This window comes from Pseudomonas sp. MDT2-39-1 (assembly GCF_054898085.1).
In genome coordinates, this window is the sequence record NZ_CM142716.1 from 5,684,021 (window position 1) to 5,700,602 (window position 16,582).

The 16,582-nt window shown below is 59.2% G+C and carries 4 protein-coding genes; all 4 read left to right on the forward strand.

Going from position 1 to position 16,582, the window contains the following annotated elements; genetic code table 11:
* The first annotated feature begins 504 nt into the window (after positions 1-504).
* On the forward strand, positions 505-12,273 hold the full coding sequence (locus ACYZTM_RS26410) for a peroxidase family protein (RefSeq protein ID WP_461985458.1): 11,769 nt from the start codon (positions 505-507) through the stop codon (positions 12,271-12,273).
* Positions 12,274-13,331: 1,058 nt separating this feature from the next.
* Positions 13,332-14,384: an alpha/beta hydrolase family protein gene (locus ACYZTM_RS26415; RefSeq protein WP_461989220.1), complete on the forward strand. Its 1,053-nt coding sequence runs from the start codon at positions 13,332-13,334 to the stop codon at positions 14,382-14,384.
* 400 nt (positions 14,385-14,784) lie between these two features.
* Complete coding sequence (locus ACYZTM_RS26420) at positions 14,785-16,323, forward strand: cryptochrome/photolyase family protein (RefSeq protein WP_461985460.1); 1,539 nt, start codon at positions 14,785-14,787, stop codon at positions 16,321-16,323.
* On the forward strand, positions 16,320-16,460 hold the full coding sequence (locus ACYZTM_RS26425) for a DUF2256 domain-containing protein (protein WP_461974804.1): 141 nt from the start codon (positions 16,320-16,322) through the stop codon (positions 16,458-16,460). The genes ACYZTM_RS26420 and ACYZTM_RS26425 overlap by 4 nt, the downstream gene beginning before the upstream one ends.
* The last annotated feature ends 122 nt before the right edge of the window (positions 16,461-16,582 follow it).

The window sequence follows — 16,582 nt, forward strand, 5'->3', positions numbered from 1 at the left end:
GTTTGAAATAACATTTCGCTCTAGCAGTTGTTATAAATCTCTATATCTCTTTGAAGAACAGTAAGTTGGCATATCAAATGCCAATCGTCGTTTTTTGCGTCGTAATATTGACAGAGCATAGCTATGGAACTTTAGTCATGTCCAAGGGCGCCCGTCTGAAGCCTGCCGTCGCTTCGAAAGTGCAAGGCACGGTGTTCCTGAAGGAGCAAGACATGTCGATCATTTTGTTCTGTAGCACCGTGACGGAGCTGTTCAGGAAGTTCGCTTCGACTTCCCGATTCCATGGCCCACCAGTGGCTCGGAATCGCTCTGCCTAATCGCTCAGCGACATTTCATTCCGCGAATTCCAGGCGCGCATTACCGGGCGCAGGGGACGGCTTTGCCTGATCCACGCCTGCTCTCGCCAAACAACCGATCCAACGAACTGCGCAAGCCAGCACCTGACTGGGCGTGGGAGGGTTTCATCGTCCCGTGCTTTTCTCCCAATAGATCGAGGACACCGCAATGGCCAATTTCAACAAGTCGGACCTGGAATTCATCCTCAAGCAAATTTTCATCGCAGAGGCGCATGCCAACGGCACCAGCCTTGGTGATTTACTCCCCAACAGTCAGGTCCCATTCGGCCTGCGAACCGTCGATGGCAGCTACAACAACCTGGTCACCGGGCAAAGCGAGTTTGGCGCTGCGGACAATTCCTTCCTGCGCCTGCTTGATGCCTCGTATCGAGCGGCGTACGCCGGGACAGGGACTGTGGTCGACCCGCAGCCAAGGATTATCAGTAACCTGATCAACGACCAGACAGCCAACAACCCGGCAGCGGTTGCGGCGAACGGCGGTGCCGACCCGGTGATCAGCCCCGGCCTGGACGGCGTGTTCGGCACGGACGACGACAAGGAAGTGTTCTTTATCCCCAACGAGTCGCCGGACGTCGGTCTGACCGCCGGCTTCAACTCGTGGATGACCTTCTTCGGCCAGTTCTTCGACCACGGCCTGGACCTGTTGAGCAAGAGCAGTACTGACATCGTTTATATTCCGCTACAGCCCGACGATCCGTTGTTCGTCCCGGGCAGCCCGACCAATTTCATGGTGCTGTCACGAGCAGTGCGTACTGCCGGCGCGGACGGAATAATCGGCACTTCCGATGATGGCCAGCCCAATACCACCTCGCCATTCGTAGACCAGAGCCAGACCTACAGCTCGCACCCGTCGCATCAGGTGTTCCTGCGCGAGTACGTCCTGAACGCGGCAGGTGACCCTATTGCAACGGGGCGCCTGATTACCAACCGCGATCTCGGCGCCGATGGAAAGTTCGGCACTGCCGATGATGGCGACGGCGAAAGCGGCGGCATGGCCACCTGGGCAGTGGTAAAAGCTCAGGCCCGTGACATTCTCGGCATCAACCTGACCGACGTTGATGTGCACAACGTGCCGCTGCTGGCCACTGATGCCTATGGCAACTTCGTTCGGGGGCCGAACGGTATGCCGCAGGTGGTGATGCGCACCAGCAACGGTACCGACGGTATTGCCGGGACGGCTGATGACGTCACGCAACTGGTCGAAGGCAATCGGGATGCTCCGATCAGTCTGGCCAGCGCCGTAAGCACCGGGCATGGTTTCCTTGACGACATCGCCCACAATGCCGCGCCAGTGGTCGTCGGTGGGGTTCTGCAGGCGGATGCCGACGCCGATGTCGGCAATGCGCAGCCCGTTGGTGCGGGCGGCAAGAACCTGACCTATGACAATGAACTGCTCGACGCCCACTACATTGCCGGCGACGGACGGGCGAACGAAAACATTGGCCTGACCGCCGTGCACCATGTGTTCCACTCCGAGCACAACCGCCTCGTCCAGCAATCCAAGCAAACCATCCTGGCCGCCGGCGATCTGGCGTTCCTCAATGAGTGGCTGGTGGACGACGTCGCCGCAATACCGACGACACTCGCCGAAATCGCAGCATTGGTGTGGGACGGCGAACGCCTGTTCCAGGCCGCCAAGTTTGGCACCGAGATGCAGTACCAGCACTTGGTGTTCGAGGAGTTCGGGCGTACCGTTCAGCCGCAGATCGATGCATTCCTTGCACCCAACGGGTATGACACCTCGATCAACCCGGCCATCCTCGCCGAGTTCGCCCACGTGGTGTATCGCTTCGGTCACTCGATGTTGACCGAGACCGTCGATCGTTTCGATCCCGAGTTCAATCCGCTGCTCACTGACCCGAACAACCCGGACTCGCAAATGGGTCTGATCGCGGCCTTCCTCAACCCGCTGGCGTTCGCCGGCAGCGGGGCTACTGCGGACGAAGCGGCAGGGGCGATCATCCGCGGTGTGACCCGCCAGCTCGGCAACGAGATCGACGAGTTCGTCACTGAAGCGTTGCGCAACAATCTGCTCGGTCTGCCGCTCGATTTGCCCGCCCTGAACCTGGCGCGTGGTCGCGACACTGGCATCCCCACGCTGAATGAGGCACGCCGTGAGTTCTACGAATCAACCGGTGACAGCCAACTCAAGCCGTACATCAGTTGGGCTGACCTGGCAGACAACCTCAAGCACCCCGAGTCGTTGGTTAACTTCATCGCTGCCTACGGCACGCATGACACGATTACCGCGGCGACCACGCTGGCCGACAAACGCGCTGCAGCCTTGGCGCTGGTATTCGGTGGTGCAGGTTCGCCGGCTGACCGCCTGGACTTCCTCAACGGCAGCGGTGCCTGGGCCAACGTAACGCGGGCCGGCAAGGATGGGGTGCTGGGCACTGCAGACGATCTGACGGGTGTGACGATCACGGGTGTCGACGACATCGACTTCTGGGTCGGTGGCCTCGCCGAGCAGAAGATGCCGTTCGGCGGCATGCTCGGCTCGACGTTCAACTTCGTGTTTGAAACCCAGATGGAGGCGTTGCAGGACGGCGACCGCTTCTACTACCTGTCACGCACCGCTGGCCTGAACTTCGGCACCGAGCTGGAAAACAACTCCTTTGCCAAGCTGATCATGCTCAACACCGATGTTACCCACCTGTCTAACACCGTGTTCCTGACGCCTACGTACACCCTGGAAGTGAATAAGGCCAATCAGTTCACCGGCCTTGGCACAAATGGCGGCGCCGACCCGACGGGCGGCCTCATGATCAACGGCGTGGAAATCGTGCCACTGGTGATCCGAGACAACCCCAACACCCCTGGTGCCGACAGTAATTATCTGCAATACACCGGTGAAGACCATGTTGTCCTGGGCGGCACCGCCGGTAATGACATCATCATCTCCGGTGACGGCGATGACACCCTTTACGGTGACGGCGGCAACGACCGTCTTGAAGGTGGCGCCGGGAACGATGCGGTACTGGGTGGCGCGGGCGATGACATCATCACCGACTCGTTCGGCGACAACCGTCTTGAAGGCAATGCCGGCAACGATGTGATCGTGGCCGGTAGCATGCTGGCTGGAGGCAATCTGATCCTGGGAGGCGATGGGCAGGACTTCATCGTCACCACCGAAGATGTCAGCACCACGTTTGGCGGTCAGGGTGACGATTTCATCCTTGGTGCCAAGACCAACCTGCCAGCCACCGGCAACGAAGGCGATGACTGGATCGAAAAGGGCACCCAGGACGGTGCACCTGGCGATAACGCCTCGCCCTTGCTCAACGACGATGTGATCGGCAACGACATCTTTATAGGGGGTGCTGGCTTCGACGAAATGATCGGCGAGGGTGGCGATGACATCTTTGTCGGCAGCGATGCCCAGGACAATATGGACGGCATGTCCGGTTTCGACTGGGTGACACACAAAAATGACAGGGTCGGCGTGACCGTTGACCTGACCATGGCCGCGCTGGCGCAGCCACACGGCAACGCGCCAAACCAGAACAACGGGCCGTTCAATCCGGTCGGCGCCTCGCCGGCCTCGATCCTCGACCGTTTTGCCGAGGTCGAAGGCTTGTCCGGTTCGAAATTCGGCGATGTGCTCAAAGGCGATAACATCGATGCGGCCACTATCCTCGACCACGGTGGTGCCACCGGCAGTGCGTTGACCAATGTGGCGTTGATCCGGGGACTGGCGCAGCTTCTGGCTGATGCCGGTTTGCCGACCACCGGCTTTGCCACGGGCAACATCATCCTGGGTGGCGACGGCAGTGACCTGATCGAAGGTCGCGGGGGCGATGACCTGATCGACGGCGACAAATGGCTCAACGTCAGGATTGCGGTTTATGACGCCGGCGATGTTAATCATACCGGTCCAGAGATCGCCAGTTTCGACAGCATGGTCGACATGATCCCCTTCATGTTGGACGGCACCTATAACCCGGGCCAGCTCAAGGCAGTGCGGGAAATCCTGCCCGGTACCTCGACGGGCGGGGCGGCTTTCGATACCGCGTTTTTCTCCGGCGTCCAGTCCGAGTATGTGGTGACACAGGACGACCGCGGCACGGCCAGCTTGGCGGACGATGTCTGGACAGTGGCCGATACCGTGGCGGGGCGCGACGGCGTCGATACCCTGCTGCATATCGAACGCCTGCAGTTCGCCGATACCCAGCAAGTGCTGGTGCCGGGGCTTAATGCGCAACCCGTCGGCCGGCCTGCCATCGCGGATGGAAACGGTGGGGCGATCACGGTGGGTGACACACTGGTTGTCAGCGTGGCCGGGGTGACCGACGCCAACAACGCCGGCGGGGGAAGTCTCAACAACTCGTCGGTGTCCTACTATTGGCAGTTCGAATCCGACCCGGGCACCGGCGTTTTCGAAGACATCATTCTGCTGCCTGCCGGTGACCTGGCATTCCAGAGCGCAGACGGCACCACCTTCAAGGTCTCGCCTGATCTCGCCGGGTTGTCACTGAGGGTCAAGGCGATCTACCAGGATGGGCATGGCACTACTGAAGTAGTGTTCTCGCAACCGACGGCCGTGGTGGCTCCCGGCGCGTTGGTTGTGCCGACGGCCCCGACACCCGTCGTCAATGCCACCGAGGGCGGCGAGGGCCTTCACATGGTCCGCTCCGACCTCAACTTCATTCTTGATCAGATCAAGATTGCCGAGGCTGACGCGGCCGGTCAGGACATCCTCTCGTTGATCCCGAATATCCGCGCACCCTTGGGCTTGCGTGCGGTCGATGGATCGAACAACAACCTGATGAACCTCAATGGCATCAACAACACCCAATATGGTGCTGCCGATAACGTCTTTCCGCGGCTGACCGATCCGGTCTTCAATCCGGCCGAAGGTGCTCCTGCCGGATTCTTCGGCCCCGGCTCGCCGGCCATCCCGGGATCGTCATATCAGCAAACCAGCGGGGCTGTGTTTGACTCGCAGCCGCGCACCATCAGTAATCTGATCGTCGACCAGACGTCGAACAACCCGGCGGCGTATGCCACGGCTTACGACTCGGGGGCGGACGGTGTGCTCAACTACGGCGCGCCGGACAACGATGACGTGCTCAAGGATGGCGTACGGATCGTCGCCAGCCCCGGCATGGATGGTCAGTTCGGTACGGGCGACGACCATGATGTGTACCTGTTCGAGAACACCACGGCGGATGCAGGGTTGTCCGCGCCGTTCAATGCCTGGATGACCTTCTTCGGGCAGTTCTTCGATCATGGTCTGGACCTGCTGACCAAAGGCGGTTCGGGCACCATCTTCATCCCGCTGCAACCGGATGATCCGCTGTATGTGCCAGGTGGCCACACCAACTTCATGGTGCTGACCCGCGCGACCAACCTGCCAGGTGCGGATGGCGTTCTCGGCACGGCCGACGACATCCATGAGCACACCAACACCACGTCGCCATTCGTGGACCAAAACCAGACCTACAGCTCGCACCCGTCGCACCAGGTGTTCCTGCGCGGTTATGAGCTGACCGACAACGGCCCGATCGCGACCGGCAGACTGATCACTAACCGTGACCTGGGGGCGGATGGCAAGTTTGGCACCGCAGACGACAGCGAAATCGGAGGCATGGCGACCTGGAAGGTGGTCAAGGCGCAGGCCAACGATATTCTGGGTATCCACCTGACCGATGCCGACGTCAGTAACTCGCCACTGTTGGCGACCGACGCCTATGGCAATTTCATCAAGGGGCCGAACGGCTTCCCGATGGTCGTGATGAAGGGGGTTGACGGTCTGGGCGGCACGGCTGATGACGTTCTGGTCGAAGGCAATCCGCTTTCCCCCATTAGCCTGACCAATGCGGTGCGCACCGGTCACCAGTTCCTCGCCGACATTGCTCACAATGCAGCGCCGGTGTTCAGCAGTGGCGTGCTCGTGCCTGACGCGGATTCCGATATTGGCAACGCAGTGCCGGCCAATCCGCACACCGGGGCCAACCTGGCCTACGACAACGAGTTGCTCGATGCGCATTACATCGCTGGCGACGGCCGGGTCAACGAGAACATTGGCCTGACCGCGGTGCATGCGATTTTCCACTCCGAGCACAATCGGCTGGTCGCGCAGACCAAGGACACCGTGCTCGATTCGGCAGACCTGGCCTTCCTCAACGAGTGGCTGCTGACTCCGGTGAGCGGGTTGCCCGCCAACCAGGCCGAGATCGATGCGCTGGTGTGGAATGGCGAGCGCCTGTTCCAGGCTGCCAAGTTCGGCACCGAGATGCAGTATCAGCACCTGGTGTTCGAGGAGTTTGCCCGGACCATCCAGCCCAACGTCGACCTGTTCTTCGCGCCGACCCAGGTCTATGACGTTGACCTCGATGCCTCGATCGTCGCCGAGTTCGCCCACACCGTGTACCGGTTTGGCCACTCGATGCTGACCGAGACCGTCGATCGCTTCGATGTCGATTTCAACGTGGTCGGCGATCCGAACAGTGCTGATCCTGATCAGCAACTCGGCCTGATCGCGGCGTTCCTCAACCCGTTGGCGTACGCCGCCAGTGGCGTAACGCCCGAGGATGCGACCAGTGCGATCGTGCGTGGGATGACTCGGCAAGCCGGTAACGAAATCGACGAGTTCGTCACCGAGGCGCTGCGCAGTAACCTGCTCGGCCTGCCGCTTGACCTGCCGGCGATCAATATCGCCCGTGGCCGCGACGTGGGGATTCCTTCGCTCAACGCGGTCCGCCGCGACATCTACAGCCAGACCGGTGATACCCAACTCAAGCCTTACACCAGCTGGGTCGACCTGGTCCAACACCTCAAACATCCGGAGTCGTTGATCAACTTCATCGCGGCCTATGGCACGCATAGCACGATCACGGCGGCGACCACGCTGGAAGCTAAACGCGCCGCGGCGATGTTGCTGGTATTTGGCGATGGGGGTGTTAACGAGCCATCCGATCGGCTGGACTTCCTCAACGGCACTGGCACTTGGGCCAACGTGACGCGGGCGGGCAAGGACGGGGTGCTGGGGACTGCCGATGATCTGAAGGGTGTGACGATCACGGGTGTCGATGCCATCGACCTGTGGATCGGCGGCCTGGCCGAAGAGAAAACCCCGTTCGGCGGCATGTTGGGCTCGACCTTCAACTTCGTGTTCGAGAACCAGCTGGAAAAACTGCAGGACGGCGACCGCTTCTACTATCTGGAGCGTACCGCTGGCCTGTCGATGAATGCCGAACTGGAAAGCAACTCGTTCGCCAAGCTGATCATGGCCAACACCTCGGCCACGCACTTGCCGGGCCTGGTGTTCTCGGACCCAGGGTTCTATCTGGAAAGGGACCAGAGCAAGCAGTTCAACGAAGGCCTGGGCAACGCCGATCCACTTGGCGAGAACGGCGAGCAGGTGGTGTTCCGCGACAACCCGCTGACCGCAGGGGCGGACACCAACTACATCAAATACACCGGTGAAGAGCACATCGTGCTGGGCGGCACCAACAACGCAGACATCCTCATCGCAAGTGAAGGCGATGACACGGTCTGGGGCGACGGCGGCAACGATCGCATCGAAGGTGGTGACGGTAATGACCAACTGCGCGGTGGCGCCGGCGACGACATCATCAGCGACCGCGGTGGCGACGATAACATCCAGGGTGGCGACGGCAACGACGTGCTGCACGGTGGCAACGGCGTCAACCTGATCATTGGCGGCTTTGGCAATGACTTCATCGTCACCGGTGAGGACGCCTCCGAGGCCATTGGTGGCCACGGCAACGACTTCATTCTGGGCAGTAAAGCCAACGAACAAGACATGGGTAACGAAGGCGACGACTGGATCGAGAAGGGCACGTCGGACGGTGCGCCTGGCGACAATTTCGACCCGCTCGGCAACGACCCTGTAATCGGCCACGATGTGTTCATCGGCGCTGGCGAAAACGACAAGTTCAACGGCGAGGGCGGCGACGACATCATGGTCGGCAGTCTCGGCCTCGGTGACCGCTATATCGGCGGTTCCGGCTATGACTGGGCAACCTTCAAGGGTCTTGCCCAAGGCGTGTCCATCGATTTCACCGACCGCTTTTTCGATGTACCTCCGGTGCCGGGCTCGGGTGCCTCGGCGCTCGTGCGTTTCGACATCATGGAGGGGCTGTCGGGTTCGGCGCACGGTGACTTCCTGCGCGGTGATAACGAAGACGCGACGTCGCTACCGACCGCCGGCGCGACCGGCAGTGTGCTGACCAACATCAACCTGATCGACGGCCTGGCGGATGTGCTGCCGGCCGGAGCGACGTTCTTCGATGGCGGCAACATCATCCTCGGTGGCAGCGGCAGCGATCTTATCGAAGGTCGTGGTGGCGACGACATCATCGATGGTGACAAGTGGCTGAATGTACGCATCAGCGTGCGGGCAAACGCTGATGGCACTGGCCCGGAAATCGCCACGTTCGACAGCATGGAGCCGCTGGTGCCGTTCATGCTGAACGGTACGTACAACCCGGGACAGTTGATCATCAAACGGGAGATTCTGACCGGCAATGACCGCTTCGACACCGCGGTGTTCTCCGGAAATTCGACGGAATACATCGTCGAGGTCGAGGGCAATACTGTCATCGTGACCGACCTGGTGGCGGGGCGTGACGGTGTCGATCGCCTGACAGGCATCGAGCGTCTGCAGTTCTCTGACCTGGCGCAGTCGTCCGGCGTTGGCACCGCCTTGAACGAGGGCCCATCGGGTCATCTGGCGATCCTCGATGATGCTACCGGTCTGCGTGACGATACGCCTGTGGCCGGCCAGTTACTGCGCGTCAGTAATCGAGCGGTACACGATGCGGACAACGTAAGCGGGGTCAATCCGACCGGCGCGGTAACCGGTGCGGTGGCTTACTACTGGCAGGTGGAAAACATTCCTGGCACGGGCATCTATGAAGACATCACCGTTATCGCCGCCGGCGAAGCTTCGCGGGCGACCGGCACCACCTACCGGGTGGCGGACGATGTGGCGGGCCTGAACATCCGCGTCCGGGCGGTGTATCAGGATACCAAGGGTACACTGGAGATCGTCGACTCGTCGGGGAACAGCACACCGACCGCAGGGCCGAGCGTAAACGGACTTTTGGTGCAGAACCAACTGTTGACCGCTGACCCGTCGAGCATCATCGACCTTGATGGTCTCAGTAATCCGCAGTTCACCTACCAGTGGCAGGCGACCAATGGGGTCAGCTTCGTCAACATCGTCGGCGCCACCGGTAGCACCTTCACGCTGAGCCAGGACCAGGTCGGCGATCAGGTGCGCGTGGTGGTCAGTTACGTGGATGACTTCGGTGTGGCCGAAAGCGTGGCGTCCGACCCCTCGGACCCGGTCGCCAACGTCAACGATGCACCGACAGGCGCGTTGCTGATCAGCGACACGACGCCTGAACAAGGGCAGGTGCTGACCGCGCTGACGGCCGGGATTGCCGATGTGGATGGGCTGGGCACCTTCAGCTACCAATGGCAGCAAGGTACCGGTGCTTCCTTCACCGACATTAACGGCGCGACCGCTGCGACTTTCACCCCTGGTGGGGCGCAGGGCAATCTGCAACTGCGGGTGATCGTGAGCTACACCGATGGCTTCGGCACGCTGGAGTCGGTGACCTCTGCGGCGACGGCGGCGGTACCGCCCGGCGTGGTGCTTACGGGGGACGCTGCGGCGAACACCCTCACGGGCGGCACGGGTGACGATGTGCTGAATGGCCTGGGCGGGAACGATACGCTCAATGGCCTGGCGGGTTCTGACCTTTTGTTGGGCGGCACTGGCAATGACATTCTCAACGGCGGAGACGACAACGACATCCTCAATGGCGAGGACGGCAACGACACCCTAAACGGTGGGCTTGGCGCGGATGTCATGAACGGCGGTGCCGGCAACGACACCTTTGTGGTGGACAACGTCGGTGACACCGTCATCGAGGCGGTGGGTGGTGGTACCGATCTGGTGCAAACCAGTCTGGCTAGCTACGTGCTCGGTGCCAACGTCGAAAACCTGACCTATACCGGTGCCGGTAACTTCATCGGTACGGGTAATGCGCTTGCCAACACCCTCACCGGCGGGGTCGGTAACGACGCCCTCAGTGGCGGGGACGGCAACGACATCCTCAACGGCGGGCTCGGCGCAGATGCCATGAACGGCGGTGCCGGCAACGACACCTTTGTGGTCGACAACGTCGGTGACACCGTCATCGAGGCGCTGGGCGGTGGTACCGACCTGGTGCAAACCAGCCTGGCTAGCTACGTGCTCGGTGCCAACGTCGAAAACCTGACCTATACCGGAGCCGGTAACTTCATCGGTACGGGTAATGCGCTCGCCAACACCCTCACCGGCGGGGTCGGTAACGACGCCCTCAGTGGCGGGGACGGCAACGACATCCTCAACGGCGGGCTCGGCGCAGATGCCATGAACGGCGGTGCCGGCAACGACACCTTTGTGGTCGACAACGTCGGTGACACTGTCACCGAGGCGCTGGGGGGTGGTACCGATCTCGTGCAAACCAGCCTGGCTAACTACGTACTGGCTGCCAACGTCGAGAACCTGACCTTCACCGGGGCCGGCAACTTCACCGGCACCGGTAATGCGCTGGACAACACCCTCACCGGCGGGGTCGGTAACGACGTCCTCAATGGCGGTGCGGGTGCAGACCAGTTGATTGGGGGAGCCGGCAACGATACCTACGTCATCGATGCAGCGGACGTGGTGGTTGAAGCGGTGGGTGGCGGTACGGATACCGTGCAGACGACCCTGGCCAGCTACACACTGGGTGCCAACATCGAAAACCTGACCTTTACCGGCGTCGGCAACTTCGCCGGCAACGGCAACGCGTTGAACAACGTCATCACCGGCGGCGCAGGTAATGACACCCTCAATGGTGATAGCGGCAACGACATCCTCAATGGTGGGCTCGGCGCGGATGTCATGAACGGCGGTGTCGGCAACGACACCTTTGTGGTCGACAACGTCGGTGACACCGTCACCGAGGCGCTGGGTGGTGGTACCGACCTGGTGCAAACCAGTCTGGCTAGCTACCTGCTGGGTGACAACGTCGAGAACCTGGCCTTCACCGGGGTCGGTAACTTCACCGGTACCGGTAATGCGCTGGCCAACACGCTGACCGGCGGAGTCGGGAACGACGTCCTCAATGGCGGGGCGGGCGCTGACCAGCTAGTTGGGGGAGGCGGCAACGACACCTACGTCGTCGATGCAACCGCGGACGTGGTGGTCGAAGTGGCAGGTGGCGGTACGGATACCGTTCAGACTTCGCTGGCCAGCTACACGCTCAGCGCCAACGTCGAGAACCTGTCCTATACCGGAATCGGCAACTTCGTTGGCAACGGCAACGTGTCGAACAACGTCATCACCGCCGGGGCAGGTAATGACATCCTCAATGGTGGCAGCGGCGACGACATCCTCACCGGCAACGGCGGTAACGACACGCTCAATGGTGACCTCGGCAACGACACGCTGCTCGGCGGGCTGGGTGACGACAGCCTGGATGGCGGTACCGGCAACGATCTGCTCCAGGGTGGCGATGGCAACGACACGCTGCTCGGCGGTATCGGTAACGACACGTTGTTGGGTGGCATCGGCAATGACTCTATCGATGGTGGTGCTGGCAACGATACGGTCACGGGTGGTGCCGGCAACGACATCATGGATGCCAGCAGTGGCAACGATGTCTTCCTGTTCGCAGCGGGCTTCGGAACCGATCAGATCATCAGCTTCGATGCTAACGCGGCGGGAGGCCAGGACCTGCTCGATATTTCCGCGTTCGGCGTCACAGCTGCGACCTTTGCCGCCACCGTCATCATCACCGATGTCGGTGCGGATACCTTGATCAGCTCCGCAGGAGCTGAGTCCATCCGCCTGGTAGGTGTGGCCGACGCGACAACAGTCACTGCTACGGACTTCATTTTGGCTACTTGAGGTCCTGATCAGTATTAGCGCAGGGAGCGTGTACAGAGGAGGGAGGGCAATGGATGCCCTCCCTTTTTTTATTGCTGGCGACTCTTAACCTTGGCGAGGCGCGGATTAAGCGGATCAATGCGCGTGCCCGCCCACACAGTGGGCAAGTAAAGTCAGGGGCCTGCTGCCGCATCGGTGGTAACCGGATTAGTTACACAAAACGGAATGCCCAAACGCTTACCATCGACAAACTTATCCTTACCTGACAATCTGACCAGTATCAGCATGAGTGGGCTTGAGCTAAGCAGGCTAAGGGGGGGCATGCCCCACAGGCATATCAGAAATGCTTTTATATTGAGCTCAATAGACTGAGTCAATTGCAGATTTTCCCTCTCGTTTTTTGGTGCCTTGTTATTATTTTCTGGAGCATGGATGCATCAGTCCTCTACCTTTAAATCTTCAATCCGTCTCTATGGCTTGACCAAAAAAACAGAGATGGTCAGTACCAAGAGGTGAGCTGTACAACGACATCCAATGGCATCTCTGTAGTTCGGGTTTTTGTCTCGCGACTTGACGCAGAGCTCGCTGCGCAAAACTCTAATCTTGAGGCTCAGCCCCTCTCCAATTTTTTTGTCCTGGCCTTTTGGCGGAGCAGCAAGGCGGTTTAAACCTTCATATTTGCCTTGGTTTTGCCTACCAAGACCAGCCCTTCTTCATTTTTTGCTTTCAGCTCAATTGGTTAGCTGCTAAGTAAGTGCCATTCGGGACGGATTTATTTTCCCGGAGATCAATCGGCCCCCTCGCTTGTATGGATGCGATCAGGGAGTAAGCGGTAGCCAAAACCTGTTTTTGCCTGTTGCATCGACCGGTTGAATCAACAGCCGAAAGCGGCTGTTCAGCCTTCTCATTAAAGACCGCGGATAGCGCTAACGATGAAAGTAATGCGCAGCGGTTCGAATGTGAGCTTTAATATCCGTGCTTACATGCAGCCAAATTAGCGTCGACTCTGTACGAAGATGGATGCGCCTGACGGCGGATTCAGGTTGCCATGCACTTGTCTAATCAAGGAAGAAACGACATTGAAAATAGCTTTCTGCGCCCTGTTGTTGAGCTGCCTGACTACCCTCGCACTCGCTGACGAGAACCCTGTCGGCTTCCAATCTTCCACACTGCCTGACTCGCAGAATGACCGCTCACTGGAGATGGTCGTCTGGTACCCCAGCGCAATTACCGCTGCCACGCAAATGATTGGCGATGATGTGGTGTTCGTCGGGGCTTCTGCTGTTCGTGACGCGCCGCCCGCTGCTGGCAAACATCCATTATTGGTGCTCTCCCACGGGTACAGAGGAAACTGGAGCAACCAGATCTGGCTTGCCAGTGCTCTGGCTCAAAGGGGTTACATCGTCGCCGCAATCAACCACCCTGGCACCACCACTCATGACCGTAGCCCTCAAGCTGCGGCGCAGTTATGGCAGCGGCCCATTGATTTGCGCCGAGCCATTGATAGCGTCACGACTCAACCCGAAAAATTCGGCTTGGTCGACAATGACCGAATTGCAGTGGTAGGCCATTCACTCGGCGGCTGGACCGCCCTGGAAATCGCCGGTGCTCGCTTCGATCCAGACCGCTTCGCCCATGACTGCAAAGCCCACCCGCAGTTAGCAAGTTGCACCGTCTATGAAAAGATAAACCCTGCAAGCACCTCAGAATCAAAGGCCGCGTTGACCGCCGATTTGCGCGATAAACGCGTCACCGCCGTGGTTACATTGGACTTGGGCCTTTCACGGGGCATGACCGATGAAAGCTTGGCCGCGCTGCCGATACCAGCGCTGGTGATCGCCGCCGGCGTACCGTCGCGCGAACTCCCTGCTGAGTTGGAGTCCGCCAACCTGGCCAAACGCTTGCCTGCGGCATCAAGCCGTTACGTCGAAATCAGCGACGCAAGCCACTTCAGCTTCTTGTCGGTGTGCAAACCTGGCGCGGAAGCAATGCTCGAAGAAGACGTGCCAGGCGATGGCATTATTTGCCGGGATGGCGACGGCGCTCGCTCGCGTGGGGTGATTCAACAGCAGGTTGCATCGCTGATAGCAGAGTTTCTTCAGTCGTCTATCTACAAAGAAGGTCGTTTGTAGAATCGTGGTGGGAGAAGTGCGGTAGCTCAGCAAAAAAAACGGCGGAGCAGTTTCAGCGCCTGCGCAAACTGTCAGAACGGTTGGCCAGGGGGGGGCGCTCTGGGTTGGAAGCGGTTGGTTTCGAATAGCTGCTTTCGGCCAGAAGCGGACATTACAGGCCGTAAAAGCGTCCTGGGTTGTTCTGTCAGCGCCGGTGATCCTGATACGTCGCTCTGCGAGCAGCGTCCGCACCCAATCAGAAAAAATTGCTGGCGTTTTCCCGCCAAAACCACACAAGAAAATTGTACATTTCCTTATTCTTGTACAAGAATAAGCACCCTCCCTTCTTAAAAAACGTTCTGTGGATTAAATCTACGAAGTCATTGGGCCTTTACGCTCACCATCAACTGGAACCTACTTGATGAATAGGACTCGCCGATTATGCCTCGTCTTAGGCGACCAATTATCCTTCGACCTCGCCTCTCTGCAGGTGCTAGATAAAGAAAGCGATATGGTGCTCTTGGTCGAGGTGATGGAAGAAGCCAGCCACGTCCTCCATCATCCGCAAAAAATCACTTTGATTTTCAGCGCTATGCGGCACTTCGCCGAAGCTTTGCAGCAGAGGGGAATCAGGGTGCAGTACGTGACGCTCGATGATCCGGAAAATACTGGATCAGTGCCGAGCGAGCTGCACCGCTGGCAGGCACACCTACAGCCGGATGAACTCCACATGACGGAGTGCGGTGACTGGCGTCTGGAGCATTCACTCAGGGACTGTGGCTTGGTTATACAGTGGCATTCCGATAGTCGCTTTCTTTGCACACGTGCCGATTTCTCTAACTGGGCGCAAGGTAAAAAACAGCTACGCATGGAGTTCTTTTATCGAGAGATGCGCCGCAGGAGCAGGTTGTTACTCAATGGTGACGGCAGCCCGATCGGAGGCGCCTGGAACTTCGATGCGGAAAACCGCAAGGCATTGCCCAAGGGAGTCAGGCCTCCTTCGCCAGCCCGTTTTACGCCAGATGCAATCACCCAGGATGTGCTTGCGTTAGTGGCAAAAAACTTCTCCAGTCACTATGGTGTACTCGACACGTTCGACTATCCGGTAACCCACGCCGAAGCTCAGGCCCTATGGGATTACTTCCTCGACTGGGGCTTGGCCGCCTTCGGCGACTATCAAGACGCCATGGCTAGCGATGAACCCTTTCTGTTCCATGCCCGTATAAGCGCGGCGCTCAATATTGGCTTGCTGGATCTTCGCCAGCTTTGCAGCGATGTAGAGTCTGCGTACTGGTCCGGCAGCATTGCACTCAACGCCGCCGAAGGCTTTATTCGACAACTGATCGGCTGGCGTGAGTATGTCCGAGGCGTCTACTGGCTGAAGATGCCTGACTATGCCCATGGCAATGCCTTCGGTAATACGAGGTCGCTTCCAGAGTTCTACTGGACAGGTGAAACGCAGATGAACTGCATGCGCCAAGCCATCAGCCAGAGCCTTGAGCACGCCTACGCTCACCACATCCAACGGCTGATGGTGACCGGCAATTTCGCACTGCTCGCCGGTATCGCACCGAGTGAAATATGTGAGTGGTATCTGGCTATCTACATGGACGCCTTCGACTGGGTGGAGCTACCCAATACACTGGGCATGGTCATGCACGCCGATGGCGGCTACCTAGGTTCTAAACCCTATTGCGCGAGCGGCCAATACATTAAGCGCATGTCCGACTATTGTCGTGGCTGCGCCTACAAAGTGAGCGAAAGCACCACAGACGATGCCTGCCCTTTCAACGCGCTCTATTGGCACTTCCTAATGCGTCACGGCGACCGCCTGCGCGGCAATCAACGCATGAGCATGATTTATAAAAACCTCGACCGTATGCCTGAATCCAAACAACAGGCGCTTTGGCAGCGCGGCCAGTTGTTGCTCAACAAATTAGACAACGGTGAGACGTTGTGAAAAAAAGTGAGCTACCAGTCAAAACTTGCGCGTGCTGCGGCCTTCTCTTCACATGGCGCAAGAAATGGGCTCGCTGCTGGGAGGAAGTGCGCTACTGCTCGGAACGTTGCCGACGTAGTAAGTCTATTGAACGCTAACTTATAAAACAGACCCTCAAAGGGCCATTTTTACATTTTAATAAAAGGTCAGGTTGCAGTCAGGTCTCAACGTTATTAGTGCCTTGTTCAGCTTTCCGCGCATAGCAGGGGCCCTAATCTTA

Excerpts from the sequence above, each read along its gene's own strand:
- ACYZTM_RS26410 (WP_461985458.1), top strand. The coding sequence starts at position 505 with ATGGCCAATTTCAACAAGTCGGACCTGGAATTCATCCTCAAGCAAATT.
- ACYZTM_RS26420 (WP_461985460.1), top strand. The coding sequence starts at position 14,785 with ATGAATAGGACTCGCCGATTATGCCTCGTCTTAGGCGACCAATTATCC.